We start from the raw sequence: 15326 nt of genomic DNA, 5'->3' as shown, positions 1-15326 counted from the left end.
CCGGAGGACGTTCCGATGCCGCCACGCTCTGATTCGGAGATGAGATTCGCGCCCCGTATCGGCTGCACGATGAAGGCATCCGGGAACCCGTGCATGTGGGTGCCATGCAGGGTGCGCATACCCTCGGCCCGGTACTCGGAGAGCTTGACACCGTCATGATCGGTCATGTCGTAGCCGACCCGTCGCGTGTACTCGGTGCCGACATCGAAACCGGAGGCGCAGATGACGCAGTCGATCTCGTACTCCCTGCCGGCCACGACGACTCCGTTCTCGATGATCCGACGTCAGGTTCGCCGACGTGCGACCATCCGGCACCGCCGAGCGGTCAGGTCATGTCGCGTGCGTCAAGGAGTTCGTGCCGGTGTTCGTGTGCCCGGGCGCATGCGATGGATCCGTGCGAAGACCGTCGTGGGACGATCCTGGGCCAGGCTACGTGTCAAGTCAGGTCACACCTCACCGGCGATGAGGCCGAAAAGGCAGGTGTCCCCGGCACCGCCTTGAGTCCGCGCGAGAGTCTCCCCACTGCCGCGCGTACTTCTCCGAGTCCGTCAGGCCCGTCTGGTAGTCGATCCACTCGGAGGGGTCACCTAGCTTGACGCTGGTGCCGCCGATGCCGCAGTAGCCGTTCGGCGCCTCCGGCTAGCGCGCCTGGTGGGGAAGTCAGCCCAGAGGTCGACCGCCTGCTGCGAGTCGAGGGCAGTGACGTGCCCGCGAGACACACCGACGGCGAAGAACTGGCCGGCGTCTGCAAGGACTGCGAGCATCGGGATGTGAAGACCCCCTACGGGCGTCACTGGATCCCCTCCACATTGCGCCGCCGGTGATGATCGCCTTGACAGGGTCGCTGATCGGCTGGGCGGGGATCCACTGCCCGCGAGCCGATCAGCGCGGCTTGCAACCGGGGCTCGACCCTGACGAACTCCGACGCCAGGGCGCTCATCAGTTTCTCGAGGTTCCCCTGCACCCGCGCTGCCTCGGATGAGGGCAGCAGCCGCTCAATCTTGTAATTTTCACACCGATGATTATGAGTGGCCGCTCTCGTTGTGCCGTATTCCGTCACAAAATTGATCGGAGGGGGGCGTATCGTCCCAGCTCACCCTGCAAATTGCGGCTGCCGTATTAGCCATGTGCTCCGTCATGAGGACAACGGTCGCCAGATTCTTGTGGCCAATTGGTCAATACCGCACTATATCGATCCGGGCTAAATCAATGTTGATCGATGACCTGCCCGTCCCGCGTAAGGAGAAGCATGCAAAAAGTCACTTGGCCCCGCCGGCTCGGCCTCGTCTCAGCGGTGGTGGCGGTCGGCCTGGCCACCTCGCCCGTGGCCGCGCACGCCGACGGCTATGACACTCCCCGCAACGCCACCGCTATGGGAGCGGGCAACACCGCAGCGGCCGGGTACGCGGCGGCCGAACAGCGGGCCCGGCAGGCCGTCCTCGCGGTCGGCCACGACTGCACCCCCGGGAGCTACAACACGTATCCGACCTTTATTTCTCCGGGTGGCGGCACATGGGTCTACCGGTCCATCCACGAGGCGATATGCGTCGACTGATCAAGGTTCAGCGGATCGGCCCCCGCCGTGGCTGCCCGCCATCGTGGAGCCCAGCGCCAGCAAGCCCAAAACGCTAGATCCACCCAGACTGAGCCCCAGACTGAGCCCCAGGCTCAGCACCATGGTCATTTGCACCCTGCGAGTCATCCCGGCCATGTCACCTCCTCTCGCTGCAAGCGGCGCACAAGTCGTCTACGCGTGGAACAGTCGCGGCGGTGGCCCCCGCTTTATGAAGTTGGGCAAGCACGTCCGGCACAAGGTCGCCGAAGTGGAAGCGCGGGAGCACCAGCACTACGTGGAGCAGGCGAACTGACGACAGCGCAGGCGCTCTCGTCGTCCCCACCAGCGCAGAAGGGCCCGGCACCGATCACGGTGCCGGGCCCCGGCCAAGGCCTCCAGCGAAGCCCGTCAGTCCCTCGGTCGGCATCGCGTGTCTCTTTCGAAGCACTCCGACTCACGCCATGGATACTCAGCGAGCTCAAGCCCTTCGAGACCGGCGTCGCTCAAGCCGGTGGCTAATCGTCTTCCAGCTCCTGCACTCGCTTCTTCCAGTCCATGAGAGCTCCGCTACTGCCCTCACCGAGCCACTCCGATCGTGCAGGCCGTCCTCGTCATACAAGCCTTCGAAGACGACCGCTACTCAGGGTGAAAAAGGCTCAGAGTTCCTCCCACCTCTTAACGGCATCACCGGTCGTGCTCCCCCACAGGCACACCGAAAGGGCGGCCGATAAGCCAGGCTGGACGTGTGAAGGACGACGGGCTCTACACGATCGGCCAGGTGGCGCGGCTCGCCGGGGTGCCGGTGCCGACGGTCCGGTACTACTCCGACGAAGGGCTGGTACCTCCAGCTGGTCGGTCGGCCGGCGGCTACCGGCTCTACGATCACGACGCCCTGGACCGGCTGGAACTCGTCCGTACACTGCGAGATCTCGGCGTCGAGATCGCGACGATCACACGGGTGCTCGCCGACGCGCAGACTCTGGCCGAGATCGCCGATGGGCAGATCGCGGCTATGGAGGACCAGATCCAGACCTTGCGGGTACGCCAGGCGGTGTTGCGCTACGTCACCACCCGCCACACCGGCACGGCCGGAATCGCCCGCGCGAACCGGCTCGCCCGGCTACCGGCGGAGCAGCGCCGGCAGCTGGTGGCCGATCTTGTGGCCGAAGCGACGCGCGGGCTCGACATGGAGCCCGCGTTCGCCGCGCACCTGCGCTCGATGCTGCCCGACCTGCCCGACGACCCATCGGTCGAGCAGCTCGACGCGTGGCTGGAGCTGGCGCACCTGGTCGGCGACCCCCACTTCCGGGAGAGCGTACGCGAGGCGTTCGAGCGGCACGCGAGAGACCGCTGCTCCGGCGCCGATCACGGCGACCACGAGAGCTGGGCGCGGGCCGAGCAGGCCGCGCTGGACCTCGTCGGCCGCGCCCTGGCGGACGGGATTCCGCCGGTCTCCGCCCTGGCCCGGCCCATCGTGAACGAGCTGGTCGCCGTCTTCGCCCAGGCCCATCGGCGGTCTGACGACGCCGGGTTCCGGCTCTGGCTCGCCGAGCGGATCCGCATCGGGGCCGACCCTCGCGTCTCCCGATACTGGCGACTGCTGGCCGTGATCAACGGTACGCCCCCGAAACCCGATCCGGTCCCTGCGGCCCGCTGGCTCCTCGCCGCACTCGACCCCCGCGTACCCGACCTCTAGGGAGCGGGATGGTGCCGGAGCGCCTGAGTGAACCAGTCGAACGCCGGCGCCAGGCTCGGCGGCACCGGCCAGCCGTTGATCGTGGACAGCAGGGCAAAGTACCGCTCCGTACGGGGATCATTGGCGATCTCCAGCCGAGTCAGCAGCTTCCTGCGGTACTCGGCACTGTCGAGATGGCCGAATGTCGCGGTGTATCCGGCGATCAGCTCGACCAGCATCATTCGCGCCTCCGGCGAACCCGGCTCGACCCCGTCCGCCTGCGCCTGCCGCACCCGTTCCCGGACCAGCTCGGTCACCTCGTGATGCAGGCCGGTCTGATCCCCGGCCGCCCTCTCGGCCGCCTGATGCTCGGCCATCCTGCGGACCCTGGCCTTGAAGTCGGCATCGCGGACCAGCGCGGACAGCTCCGCCCAGGCGCCCAGCTGCTCAGGGCTGGGATCGGCGGGCATCTCAGGCACCACCGTACGCAGCATGGCGACGAAGTCCGGGTTGGCGTCCAGATCACCGAATGTCTCGTCGATGAAGTCGTTGATGAGGCGCTTGCCATCCTCAGCGGACGGCGTCATGTATCGCGGCATTGGAATGTGCTCTCCCGGAGTCGGATTGATGGGTCGCGGACGGCGGAAACGAGCACGCGCCGCCCACGGCATCGATCCTGGAGTCTCCGGTTACTTGAGACTCAAGTGCCGGTCCGAACAAAGGCCCGGCCCGCAACGCGAGCGGCGAGGAAGTCGTTGACGGCGCCGAGAAACCGGCACGTACGTTGTGGCCGGCCGCGATGATGACGAGGACGGCGTCCGGCATCCGCTCGACCATCTCGGCGATCAGGTGCCGGGAATCCGGCTGTCCGGGCCGCCGCCGACGAGCTCATGGACCACGTGAGCCCGTTCTGAAACTTTGATGGCCCGCGATCACGGACCATCGGTTCGAAGGGTTACGCCTCGCCGCTGGTGAGGCCGACGGGACACGCGACGCCGGTGCCGCAGTAGCCGTTCGGCACCTGAAGAGGTATCGCTGGTGGTGGCGATTCGGCTCAGGCGGCAGAATCGGGGTTGCCGTCTTCGGTGAGGACTTCCAGGACGACCTTGCCACGGGTGTGCCCGCGCTCGGCGTAAGCGTGTGCGTCGGCTGCCTGGTCAAGCGGAAACGTCCTGTCGATGTTGATCAACAAATCCCCGCGTCCGAGCAACTCGGCGACTCGATCGAGCTGCCGTCCCTCCGGGTGGACGAACACGATGTATGCGATCAATCCGCGCGCCCGAAACCTCTCCAGATCAGGCGAGACGATGGACACGAAGGTTCCCCCCGGCCGCAGGAGCTCAGCCAGTTCGTCCTCGGCCTCCCCATGGGCATCGATCACGACGTCGACCGGGCCTCCGACCTGTACGGCGAGCTCCCGCGAGTAATCCAGGACCTGCGTGGCCCCGAGTCCCTCGACGAAGGAACGGTTGCGGGGGGACGCGATGGCGAGGACCTCGGCACCGGCCCCGCGGGCGAGCTGCACGGCGATGTGTCCCACCCCACCGGCGGCGGCGTTGACGAGCACCCGCTGCCCCCCTCGTAGTTTCGCGGCCTCGAACAGCGCCTGCCACGCGGTGAGGGCGGCCAGCGGCGCACCCGCGGCCACCGGGAAGGTGACGCCGTCAGGCAGGGCGGCCAACTCGTTCACATGGGCCGTCACGTACTCGGCGTAGGTGTTCGCGGGCTGCGGAAAAGCCGGCAGGCCGAAGACACGGTCGCCAACGGCGAAGGCGTGGACTCCAGGGCCGGCCCCGCTCACCGTACCGGCGACGTCCCAGCCCAGCACAGCGGGAAACTGGGAGATGAGAGCGCCCACGTGGCCCTGGCGGGTCTTCCAGTCGGCAGGATTCACCCCCACTGCGTGCACCTTGATCTGCACCTCCCCCGGCCCGGGCTGGGGCCTGGGCGACCGGGTCAGGCGCAGAACCTCCGGACCACCAAAGGCGTCGATCACGACGGCCGCCATCTCGGGCTGGGACATGTCACACTCCTGGATCAGGGTCACCGGTAACGGCCGAACATGGGATGCGGGCTGACCTTCACCTGGGCTTTCCCGTCGGTGTTCCACGGCGCGTTCCGAATTTCACGCAGGGCGATGCGGCGTGTGCGAGGGTCCAACCGGTCGATGAACAACACCCCGTCGAGATGATCGCTCTCATGCTGCAGGCAGCGGGCCAGCTCGGCAGTGCCGACGACCTGGATCGGCCGACCGTGCACGTCGCGTCCACGCGCTACTGCGTTCAGCCGCCTGCGAGTGTCGTAGTACAGACCCGGCATGGACAGGCATCCTTCTGGACCGTCCTGCTCCTCGTCGTCAGGGAAGCTCAGCCCGGGATTGACCAGATGCCCGCGAACGCCGCCGACGTCGAACACGAAGACCCGAAGCGACACGCCGAGTTGCGGAGCCGCAAGCCCTGACCCACGCTCGTCACGCAAGGTGTCCGTGAGGTCCTCCGCCAGGCGGCGCAGTTCACGATCGAAAGTCACCACCTCCTCCGCAGGAGTGCGCAACACCGGATCACCGAAATATCGCACCGGCCGGATCGGCATCTTCCCTCCTCCGCTGACACCGTCAGACAGTCTCAGACCGGGAGAATCAGCAGGTCAATGCCCATTTACAGCACGGACGTGATGGAGGACAACACGATGGCGACTATGGTGTGACCGGTGGACATGCGCGAGATCGAGGCCTTTCTGGCCGTGGCCGAGGAACTGCACTTCGGCCGTGCCGCGCAGCGCCTGCACCTGTCGACCTCGCGGGTCAGTCATCTCATCCGTGCGTTGGAACGGCGGGCAGGCGCGCCCTTGTTCGCACGGACCAGCCGCCGCGTGCATCTGACGACGGCGGGTGAGGGGCTTCTGGCCGAGGTCCGCCCCGCCTACGAGCGGCTGAGTACGGCCCTGCGACAGGCGCGCGAATCCCCACGCCGATGCACCCGATCCCTCATCGTCGAGATCACACCGGTCGGCGCCGAAGCTCACGACGAGGCCGAGCAGCGCTACCGGATGCGCGATGTCAACGACCCACACCGGCCCGAACTGTATTTCTCCCACGCCCAGTGGGACACGTTCGTCCACAGCGCGACCGCTCGATAGTGATGCACGTGCCGGAAGGTCCGCCCCATTACCGGCATCCGCAGCCCACAGACTCCAGGGACAGACACCCGGGCGCCCTACAGGAACGACTCCGGCCTTCGATCGGGTCCGGACGAAGCCGGCGATCGAGGGCCGGTGGGCGTCCAGAGGTCACGCCTCGCCGGCGGTCAGGCCGACGGGACAGCTCACACCGGTGCCGCCGAGGACGCAGTAGCCGTTGGGCACCTTGAACAACTATCGCTGGTGGTAGCTATTCACTTCAGGCAGTAACTCATGCGGCAGAGGCACGTAGCTAATTCGTCAGGTGCTTGGGCCCGACCATGAGCTCGCGAAAGTTGATCGGCCCCCGCCGAGGGGTCCCTCGAACTGTCGAGCTCCGATCTAGTCCAGCTTGTTGACGCGAAGGCGAGTGGGCGCGGCTGCAGGAACTCGCGAATCGCCCCCGCGCTGTGGTGCTGCCGGTGCTTGCGAGCCATATGTGGCCACTCTTGTAATTGTCAGGTCATCCCGTTCACGAGGTGACCGTGCTGTCGAAGTCGATGCGGTGGTCGTACAACCAGGCCAAGGCTTCGGGGCTGCCGAACCGCTTCATGAGCACCGGAAACATCGCGTCGCGGAGCACGCGAGCCAGGCCGGTGGCGGACTTGCTCCGGTTGACCTGCCGTGCGCCGGCGTGCACCTTGCGGAGGCGTCCTTCCCGTAGCCGCTGGTAGGCCGGGAGGGCTTGGGCCAGCGGCAGATCGCGCAGGCAGCGGGCAAGCTCGATAGCGTCCTCTATGGCCATTGCGGCGCCCTGCCCTGAACTGGGGGAGGTGACGTGGGCAGCGTCGCCGATCAGTACGGCCCGGCCCCGGTGCCAGGTCCTGGGCGCCTTCATCTGATGGGAAACGAACCAGTCGTAGCCGGGCGGCGTGGCCTGGATGATCCGGGCAGCGGGGGAGGCGTCGACCGCAAGGAGCTCATGCAGCCGGTGCCGCCACTGTTCGGAAGGGATCGCCGCGAGCTCGGCGGGCGCGGGCTCCCTGGTGGCGGGGACGTTGACGAACCACCACACGCAGCCGTCCTCGCGCTGCACGTAGCCGAAGAACGCTCGCCTGCCGAACACCATATGGAAGGTGCCGGGTTCGGTGTCCAGGTTGAGACCGTGCGCGAACCCGTTGGTGCCGAAGATGCCGCAGTAGCGGGGGCGGGGCGCGCCGGGAGCGACGAATCGCCTGGTCGCTGAACGCATGCCGTCGGCGCCGATCAGTACATCGCCTACTGCCTCGCCGCCGTCAGCGAAGCGCGCGACGACTTGGTCTCCGTGGTGGTCGACCTCGACGAGACGCCTGCCGTACTCGGTGCGCACACCCCTGGTAGCAGCGTGCTCGTGCAGTGCGGCGTACAGGTCGGCGCGCAGGAGCTGGATGGCCGTCGTACCGTCCGGCAGCGGGGTCGGGACGTCCTCGCCGAGCCGCCGACCGTCGCCGAGCCACATCACGCCTCGGGGGCAGGGGAACCCTGCGTCGGCAATGGCGCGGTGCGCGTCCAGAATCTGGAGCGCTGCCAGCCCGTTGGTGGACAGGCCCATCGTGGTGCCAACGCCGTGCGCGCCGATGGGATGGGCCTCGTAGAGAGTTGAGTCGATGCCGACCTTCTGCAGCGCCATGGCCGCCACCGGCCCGGCGATGCCGCCGCCGATGATCAAAGCCTTCATGGTCTACCCTTCAGGCGAAATCTACACTTGAGGAAGTAGCTTCCTAGAGAAGATTACTTCTTTGGGAAGCTAACTTGGGGAGCATCAGATGTCAACAGGGCGAGGAGAGTTGGAGGCCGCCGCCTTTGCGGAGATCCCGCAGTTCGTTAGTGCGACGACGCTGTTCCAGAACGCCGTGGCCGACCAGCTCGGCGTGCCCGTCAACGACCTGCACTGCCTGAACCTGGTGAGCTCGGGCCAGGCCGTGACACCCACGCAGCTCGCCGAGTGCATGGGGATGACCACCGGCGCCGTCACGAAGATGCTCGACCGGATGCAGGAGCAGCGGCTGATCCGGCGCGAGCACGACCCCGGCGACCGCCGACGCGTAATCATCAGCCAGCTACCCGACAGGCTCGCCGAGCTCGCCGAGCTCTACCGGCCCATGGCCGCCTTTCTCCAGGAACGGCTGGCCGCCTGCACCGTCGACCAGCTCCGATTTATCGCCGACTTCGCCGGCACGGCCAGGGACGTCGCTCTCGATCAGGCCGCCCTGCTGCGCAGGAACGGCAAGGCGCATGCCACGCGCAGGGCTGCCGCTGAGAAGCGTGAACGAATGTGAGACCTGAACGACATCACGGCCCTGCTTAGATCAGGCGCCGGTGGTAGGCCATAGATCTCTGACGCATAACGTGTGGCCCTCGGTCGCCCGGGCGGCCGAGGGCCAGGATCAGTCAGTTACGGCAGGTCTACGCGTTCGCCAGTGGTCAGGCCGACGGGGCAGGAGACACTGGTGCCGCCGAGGCCGCAGTAGCCGTTCGGCACCTTGAAAAGGTATTGCTGGTGGTAGCGGTTCTCTTCGGGTAATAATTCGCAGCTAGCCTCGCCTGGAGCGGAAGTCAGCCCAAAGATCGACCGCCTGCTGCAAGTCGAGAGCGGCGACGTCTTCGCGAGACATACCGACGGTGTAGATCAAACGATCCGCGAGCCAATCCGGCACCGGCTCCCTGGGGGGCGGTTGCTCGACGCGAACGTGATCGGCCAGTTTCGTCTATTGGCTCATGAGCTTGGGCCGAGAGGCGTACGACCAAGTCGCCGATTGCCCGGATCGCGTCATGGGACTGCCGCAGGTCGTACACCTCCTCGACCTGAAGCGACGCTGGATTGCCGAACGACGCCGCGGCTTCCCGTGGTCGGATGAGGAGTACCCGGCCTTCGAACTCCTTGCCTACGTGGCGCTGGACGCCTATAAGCAGGTCACCGGCGAGAATGTGGACGATCTCTACGCCGCCGTCCAAGCTCGAGGAGTCCGGAGTGGTTTCCGCTTCTGGCGGCCGAATTCGGCGAGCAGGACTGGGATATCGCCGATGAAGGGGAGGTCGCCCGTAGACTCCCCCGGCTGGCCCGCTACCTGAACAGCCCTGACTGACCTCCGTACTCCCCGCCACTACTGATCGCGCACGTGGACAGGCTGACACGATCCCCACGCGAACTGGAAGACGTCATCGACCAGACCGACCAGCGCGGCATCGAACTCGCCACGGTCACCGGGGAAATCGACCTGGCCACGCCGACCGGGCGACTGATCGCACGCACGCTGGGGGCCGCAGCCCGCCACGAGGCCGAACACAAGGCCGAACGACAAAAGCGCCCAGCGATGCCAGAACGCCGAGGAGGGCAAGGTCGCCGGCGGTGGGATGCCCGCCCCTACCGCTACGCACGGCCGGGGCGCCCAAACCTTGCTGGTCGTCCTACGAGACACCGCCGCTTCTGCTTGTCCTGGTGACGTACAGGAACGGTGCGATGGGGTTGGTCGGAACGTCGGGAGCCACGGCCGGTTTCTCTCGTGAACGTTCCACTCATTCGGCGCGCGGAATTGTCGGTCGGCGTGGCTAGCCTCTGCTCGTCCTTGTCGTCATCGACAGATGGGAAGACTGTGGGATTACCCAGTAGGGCTGGGCGTCGGATCGGAGGGCTGGCGGGCGTCGCGGTCCTGGCGTCCAGTGCTTTCGTTCCCGCCGCGCAAGCCGCACCCGAGCGATCCTTTTCCGGTACGGCTTCCGCCCCACTCGCATCGGCCGAAAATCCGGTGCAGAAACTCACCCTCTCATTCGAGCGAACCACTGCGACGAAGTGCCCGTTGACCTTCAAGGTCTACGGGACCTTCGAAGGACTCCCTCCGGGCCTGCAACTCATCCAATACCGCATCGTCGGCACCGAGCAATGGAAGAGCCTCAAATCCCCCATCGAGCACAACGGCAGCTTTACAGCCCTGCTCGCGACGCTCGACTGGGAATGGGACCCCGAGACACCGACACCAGGTCAGACGTCAGTCCAAATCGAGCTCAGGCAGCCCGACGGTCTCAAGTCCAATACGCTTTACTACTTCGAGTGCGGCATGGCCGACGCAGACGACACCTTCGGCGAGACTTCCGAGCCCATCGTTCGGACACCCAGCGGCGGCCCGTTGGCCGAACTGGTCGCCGATGCCAACCTCGACGCGGTTCAGGCCCGGTCGGGTGCAGAGGCCGCCCTGGTCAGCAGGTACGGATTCCACTTGGACCTCGACGCGGGCCCGGTCACCTACGAGGAGGTGTTCGCGACGCTTCCGGCCGGGTTCGCGGTGGACGTGTGGGCGATCACCGGCGCCGCGCTGAAGTCCGTCCTCGCCCACCCGAATGCGCAGGGCTGGGTGCTCACGCCGTCGTCCTCGCTCCGCTACACATTGGAGGGCGGCGCTGTCACCGAGATGACGTTGAACGGCGTTCCCGTGACCGACGACCAGGTCATCAGAATCGCGGCCAACTACATCCTGGTAGGCGGCTACGAAGGTTTCCCCAGATGGCCCGGAGTCACCAACGTCTATCGCGGTGGCCCGGACGACAGAGGGGCCCTGGCCACCTATCTGGTGAAGAACTCACCGGTCAGCGCACCAGCCGGCGACCGGGTCACCGTCCGATGAGCATCACGTGAACGAGCTGATCGCCGGGTGAAATCCGTTCCGCCCGGCGATCAGTGGACCTGAGCCGGTCACTGCGGATGTGACCTCGCCAGGTACGCAAGCTCACGCAGGCGGCCTTGACGTGACGGTGCTATCGGCTGATCTTGTCGACGTGAACGACCTGTATCCGCTCGTGACCTGCGGTGAGGGCGGTCAGGTGCGGCACGTCGGATGTGACGATCACGATGGGACCCTCTTGAGCCAATGCCGTAGCCGCGACCATGGAGTCGACAGCTTGATCAGTGGGCGTTCCCGCCGTCCCGATCAGCTTGCCGGCCTGTTCCCCGATCTCGCGAGTGACCGGTTCGACCACCACACCACTGAGAACGCGATATACCCCGGCGTCACGAGGGGTGCCTATCAGCGCTTCGGCCAGAATGGCGGCGGACGTGAGGACACGCCGTCCATCCAGGTGCGCGGCATGAAGCCGGACGTACATCGCCCTGTCGGTCGCCGCCCGCGAAAGACCCTCGTTGTCGAGGACGAGGGAGCCGTGCTCGCGCGGGCTTATCCGCTTCCGCTGCTTCACGCGCTCGGCCACTCTGCCCGCGCCGCCGCCAACTCCTCATCGGTCACCGGACCATGGATCTCTCGAAGATCTGCCACCAGATCCCCCAGTCGGTCATGCTCCAGTTGACGGACCAGCGCATGTGTGACGTACGCAGAGACGTTGCCCTGTCCGGCCCGGGCCCGCAGTTCGGCGGCGACGTCCGCAGGCACGGTGATGCTCATCTTGTCAGTCCTCAATGGCTCACCCATACGCCAATCCTACCAATGGTAGGATCGCATTGCCCAGGCGTCGCCAGGTGTAACTACCCGCGTAAACGAGGTCGGCCAACACGAGCGACCTCCTGCGGCGGGCCAGCCGGCGAGGGCTGAGAACCGGTAGGAGAACGGCAGCAGGCGCACCCGGTAGGGTCGCGAGGTGGCCGGCAGCACACCCGACAACAGATTGAAGACGCTGTCGGCCGAGACCGCCCGGCGCCCGGGCGGCCTACGCCTACGTTCCTCGCGCCCGCTCAGACCGCCTTGTTCACTCGCCAACGGGCGCGATGCCCACAGGACAGGAAACCCCGGTCCCTCCCAACCCGCAGTAGCCGTTGGGCACCTTGAAAAGGTATTGCTGGTGGTAGTAGTTCTCTTCGGGCAATAATTCGCGGCTAGCGAGGGCTGGAGCGGAAGTCAGCCCAGAGGTCGACCGCCTGCTGCAAGTCGAGGGCGGCGACGTCCTCCAGACATGCCGACGGTGTGAATCAAGCGATCCGCGAGCCAATCCGGCACCGGCTCCCGAGGAGGCGGTTGGTCGACGCGGATGTGGTCGGCCAGCGCGCCCAGGCGTTCGATGATCTGGCCTAGCTGCACCACCTTGGGACGCCCCTTGCCGGCGGCACGAACCCTGCGACGTACCGGACGCGGCCTCCGCTTGTGACCTCAGGCATCGCGATAGCCAAGGTCCTGGGAGTGTCCGCCCTCCTACCTCATCTCCGAGGTCCAGGTGGAAAGCGAGTTCGGCGTCGCCCGCGTGACCACACGCAAGGTGACCGCCAAGAGCTGCGTGAGGACGGCCTCATCGTCACCGCCCCGGGCATGGGTGGGCCCGCCGCCGGCCCCTCCGCCGGGAGTAGACAAGCATCCACTCCCGGCGGAGGGCCCTGCTCACCCCAGCCGGGGCGCCGTCCACCGGACGAGGAACGACTCCGCCCCGGCGACCCGTACGCGTTGCAGGTGCACCGGCGTGAGGCCCTGACTGATGCCGAGCGGCAGCTCGCTGATGCCGGGAAGCAGGACCACGGCGGTCCCGCCGGGCGCGAGCACCCGGCGCAGCTCCGCCCACCAGCGTCCGGCGGACACCGCCAGCAGACCGCCCGGGGCGACCTGCCCGCCCCAGGGCGGGTTGGCCAGCACGCGGTCGGCGACGTCGTCCGGCACCGGCAGGCGGCCGGCGTCGGCCCAGGTGACGGCGACGGGCAGCCCCGCGGCGTTCTCCCGCGCGGCCGTCACCGCCTGCCAGGCCAGGTCGAACCCGTGGGCGCGGATGCCCGGCCGCTGCCGCACAGCTTCGATCAGCAGGGTCCCGGCGCCGCAGCAGGGATCTAGGACCGTGTCGCCGGGTTCAATGCCTGCCATGGCCACCATGGCGGCGGCGACCGGGGGGTGCAGTGTCCCCGGGACGGACCGCCGCTTGTACGCTCGCCGATGCAGGGGGCGCTCGGCGATCCGCAGCAGCAGCGTGGCCCGCTCACCGTCGAGAGTGACACGCCAGCCGCTGTGACCCGGGGGCGGCGCGCCGCCGCCGCGCCGTGAGTGGTAACCGACCCCCAGACGGGCAGCCAGGGCATGCCCGACCGCGTCCTCCACGTCGTACCTCGTGAAGTTGCGCCTGCCGAGGAACGACGCTGACACCTCAACGCCGGTGATCGCGCCCAGGCCGCCGTGGTGGCGGCGCAGCCGTGCCAGGACGGCGAGGTCGGCGGCGCCCGCGAGGCCCGCGAGCGCGGCGGCTCCCTTCCGCGACACGCCGACGTCGGAACCCTGCGCGGCCAGCAGGAACACGTCGTCCGCCGTGCGCAGGTCCCCTATGAGGCCGGGCGGCGCGGGCGACCGCGCCACCCGGAAGTGCACCTCGCGATGCCCGATGTGAGTGATGACGCCGAGCCCGCGCCGCAGTACCTCTGCGGCGACCGTCGGCTCAAGCCCGTGGACGCACCGCGCCACCAGGCTCGCCGCCGTCATGGGACGGAGGGAGCGCTGGGACGCGGAGCGGTGAGAGTGACAGCGCGTACGCGCATCGTGACCGTTCTTCTTCCGCGTCGGCCCGGGACGGCACACCGCCGTCCCGCCTCGTCGGCGACGGGCAGGTCCTCGCTTCGCCGACGGCGGCTAGCGGAGGTGGAAGAAGAACGTGAACGTCACGGCCGCAATCCTAGGGGCCGCGGGAGCGTCCGATCAACGTCCCCTCCCGGCCAGCGCGTTCACCGCGGTGCACGCTTCGGCGAGCGACCTGTCGCCCAGCTTCCGGAAGCGGGCCAGCGCAGGGACATCCCCGGCACGGGTCATCTCGGCCTGCACGACGTGCAGGTTCTCCTCGGCCACCCCGAGATCCTGGAATTAAGTCCGCAGGTAGGGCGTCTGGAAGTCGGAGCCCTCCCGTGGGGTGCCGGGGCCGTAGGCGCCGCCCCGGGCGTGACCACGGTCACCGCCGTGTCGCGCAGGCGGCTGCTCCCGGTGTCGAGGTCGACTCGGACACCGCACTCCGGCCCGCCGTCCCCGCACTCCGGCCCAGCGAGACGCCGAAGCCGCGGTCGTCCGGGGCGAACCTGGTCTGTAGCGATTTCACCACAGGCAACGAGTTCTTCCCTCACCGCGCTCTGTGACTTCTCACTGGCTACGGGCAGGTCGGCGCCTACACTTGGCAGCATGGACTTGGACAACGAAGGCTGGGCCGACATCGAGGAACCCCTCGACACGCCCGCGCTTCCACGGCATCTCGCCGCGCTCGTCGGCGCGCTACAAGGGCCGGCAGACCTCGGCGTCCACCATGACCGGTACCTCACCTATCCTCACCATGAGGAGTCCGACGGAGCGATCACCGCGTGATCCTCTGCGACACGGGACCCCTCGTCGCGGCGTTCAACAGGGCCGACAAGGACCACGTTCGCTGATTCCGGTTTCTCGCGCAGAACTGGACCAAACTCGTCGTACCGTCGCTCGCGGTGACAGAGATCTGTCACCTGCTCTCCGACCCAGTCCGTCGCGGCAGCCCCACTCTCGCAGCCGAGTTCTGCGCCGCCATCGCCGACGACGAGCTTCGCGTGATCGAGGTGACACCTCACGACTACCGGCGGATGTCCGAGCTGCTCTCGGCGTACGCCTCGCTCCGACTTCAGGCCGTCGACGCCTTTGTGATAGCCCTGGCCGAACGCTTCGACCTTCGCGAAGTCGCCACGCTGGATCAGCGGGACTATCTCGTCGTGAGCTTCCCCTCGTAGCGTGGAGACCGAACCGGGAGAGGTTTGGTCGTGGGAGCTACCACGAGACGGCGGTTTGATCCGGAGTTCCGGGCCGGTGCGGTGCGGATCGTTAAGGAGACCGGCAAACCCGTCTCGCACGTCGCGCGAGACCTTGGTATCAACGAGTACACGCTGCACAACTGGGTGCAGATGGACCGGCACGCCGGCGGGCAGGCCGGCGGCAACGGCGGCGGAGGCGGGACGCTGAAGGAGTCCGAGAGCGAGGAACTGGAGCGGCTGCGGCGGGAGAAGGCCGAGCTGGTCAAGCAGCA

17 protein-coding genes and 2 pseudogenes are annotated in these 15326 nt (G+C 67.3%); 10 read left to right on the top strand and 9 right to left on the bottom strand.

The features are described from left to right. Positions 1-1249 precede the first annotated feature (1249 nt). Positions 1250-1555, top strand: a complete 306-nt coding sequence (locus tag BXA11_RS15960; RefSeq protein ID WP_076435264.1) for a hypothetical protein — start codon at positions 1250-1252, stop codon at positions 1553-1555. 745 nt (positions 1556-2300) lie between these two features. Beyond that, positions 2301-3251: a helix-turn-helix domain-containing protein gene (locus BXA11_RS15950; protein ID WP_076435259.1), complete on the top strand. Its 951-nt coding sequence runs from the start codon at positions 2301-2303 to the stop codon at positions 3249-3251. On the opposite strand, the gene BXA11_RS15945 is transcribed toward BXA11_RS15950, so the two are convergent. The 3 genes from BXA11_RS15945 to def form a co-directional block, all read right to left on the bottom strand. Further along, positions 3248-3817 carry a hypothetical protein gene (locus BXA11_RS15945; protein WP_143734305.1) on the bottom strand — a complete coding sequence of 190 codons (570 nt, stop codon included), beginning with the start codon at positions 3815-3817 and terminating at the stop codon, positions 3248-3250. The genes BXA11_RS15950 and BXA11_RS15945 overlap by 4 nt on opposite strands. 467 nt (positions 3818-4284) lie before the next feature. Next, positions 4285-5253 carry an NADP-dependent oxidoreductase gene (locus tag BXA11_RS15940; RefSeq protein WP_076435593.1) on the bottom strand — a complete coding sequence of 323 codons (969 nt, stop codon included), beginning with the start codon at positions 5251-5253 and terminating at the stop codon, positions 4285-4287. 20 nt (positions 5254-5273) lie between these two features. Continuing rightward, on the bottom strand, positions 5274-5822 hold the full coding sequence (def, locus tag BXA11_RS15935) for a peptide deformylase (RefSeq protein ID WP_076435255.1): 549 nt from the start codon (positions 5820-5822) through the stop codon (positions 5274-5276). A gap of 123 nt (positions 5823-5945) precedes the next feature. Between def and BXA11_RS15930 the strand changes: the two genes are divergently transcribed. Next, positions 5946-6368, top strand: coding sequence for a LysR family transcriptional regulator (locus BXA11_RS15930; RefSeq protein ID WP_239104877.1), 423 nt, complete (start codon positions 5946-5948; stop codon positions 6366-6368). A 511-nt stretch (positions 6369-6879) separates the two neighbouring features. Here BXA11_RS15930 and BXA11_RS15925 read toward each other — a convergent pair. Continuing rightward, positions 6880-8064, bottom strand: a complete 1185-nt coding sequence (locus BXA11_RS15925; protein ID WP_076435250.1) for an FAD-dependent oxidoreductase — start codon at positions 8062-8064, stop codon at positions 6880-6882. Positions 8065-8152: 88 nt separating this feature from the next. Between BXA11_RS15925 and BXA11_RS15920 the strand changes: the two genes are divergently transcribed. From BXA11_RS15920 to BXA11_RS15905, 4 genes are all read left to right on the top strand, one after another. Then, positions 8153-8665 carry a MarR family winged helix-turn-helix transcriptional regulator gene (locus tag BXA11_RS15920; protein WP_083744281.1) on the top strand — a complete coding sequence of 171 codons (513 nt, stop codon included), beginning with the start codon at positions 8153-8155 and terminating at the stop codon, positions 8663-8665. 439 nt (positions 8666-9104) lie between these two features. Beyond that, on the top strand, positions 9105-9458 hold the full coding sequence (locus BXA11_RS15915) for a DUF4240 domain-containing protein (RefSeq protein WP_076435246.1): 354 nt from the start codon (positions 9105-9107) through the stop codon (positions 9456-9458). A gap of 35 nt (positions 9459-9493) precedes the next feature. Next, on the top strand, positions 9494-9829 hold the full coding sequence (locus BXA11_RS45745; RefSeq protein WP_083744280.1) for a recombinase family protein: 336 nt from the start codon (positions 9494-9496) through the stop codon (positions 9827-9829). A gap of 354 nt (positions 9830-10183) precedes the next feature. Beyond that, positions 10184-11005 (top strand): 5'-nucleotidase C-terminal domain-containing protein, encoded by an 822-nt coding sequence (locus BXA11_RS15905; protein WP_076435242.1) that lies wholly within the window; start codon positions 10184-10186, stop codon positions 11003-11005. A gap of 130 nt (positions 11006-11135) precedes the next feature. Here BXA11_RS15905 and BXA11_RS15900 read toward each other — a convergent pair whose 3' ends face one another. From BXA11_RS15900 to BXA11_RS43145, 5 genes and pseudogenes are all read right to left on the bottom strand, one after another. Next, a complete protein-coding gene (locus BXA11_RS15900) occupies positions 11136-11573 on the bottom strand; it encodes a type II toxin-antitoxin system VapC family toxin (protein ID WP_143734303.1) in 438 nt (145 codons plus the stop codon). Then, positions 11570-11776 carry a CopG family transcriptional regulator gene (locus BXA11_RS15895; protein WP_231513793.1) on the bottom strand — a complete coding sequence of 69 codons (207 nt, stop codon included), beginning with the start codon at positions 11774-11776 and terminating at the stop codon, positions 11570-11572. The genes BXA11_RS15900 and BXA11_RS15895 overlap by 4 nt, the downstream gene beginning before the upstream one ends. Before the next feature lie 301 nt (positions 11777-12077). Beyond that, positions 12078-12176 (bottom strand): annotated as a pseudogene (locus BXA11_RS44565) (peptide-methionine (S)-S-oxide reductase MsrA); the annotation flags it as partial. A 524-nt stretch (positions 12177-12700) separates the two neighbouring features. Next, the gene (locus tag BXA11_RS15890) at positions 12701-13777 is read right to left on the bottom strand and encodes a TRM11 family SAM-dependent methyltransferase (protein ID WP_076435240.1); all 1077 of its coding nucleotides are present in this window, start codon (positions 13775-13777) and stop codon (positions 12701-12703) included. 213 nt (positions 13778-13990) lie between these two features. Next, positions 13991-14137, bottom strand: a complete 147-nt coding sequence (locus BXA11_RS43145; RefSeq protein ID WP_159454787.1) for a hypothetical protein — start codon at positions 14135-14137, stop codon at positions 13991-13993. Positions 14138-14461: 324 nt separating this feature from the next. On the opposite strand from BXA11_RS43145, the gene BXA11_RS15885 reads away from it, so the two are divergent. The 3 genes and pseudogenes from BXA11_RS15885 to BXA11_RS15875 all read left to right on the top strand — a co-directional run. Further along, on the top strand, positions 14462-14641 hold the full coding sequence (locus tag BXA11_RS15885) for a hypothetical protein (RefSeq protein WP_076435238.1): 180 nt from the start codon (positions 14462-14464) through the stop codon (positions 14639-14641). 95 nt (positions 14642-14736) lie between these two features. Beyond that, positions 14737-15033 (top strand): annotated as a pseudogene (locus BXA11_RS15880) (PIN domain-containing protein); the annotation flags it as partial. Between the two features lie 30 nt (positions 15034-15063). Continuing rightward, positions 15064-15326 (top strand): transposase (locus BXA11_RS15875; RefSeq protein ID WP_159454786.1); only part of this gene is annotated, 263 nt, incomplete at its 3' end.

It is taken from the genome of Microbispora rosea (assembly GCF_900156315.1).
In the GTDB taxonomy this organism is placed as follows: Bacteria; Actinomycetota; Actinomycetes; order Streptosporangiales; family Streptosporangiaceae; genus Microbispora; species Microbispora rosea.
The sequence above is the reverse complement of the archived record's forward strand: the minus strand, read 5'-3'. Positions and strand labels throughout refer to the sequence as shown.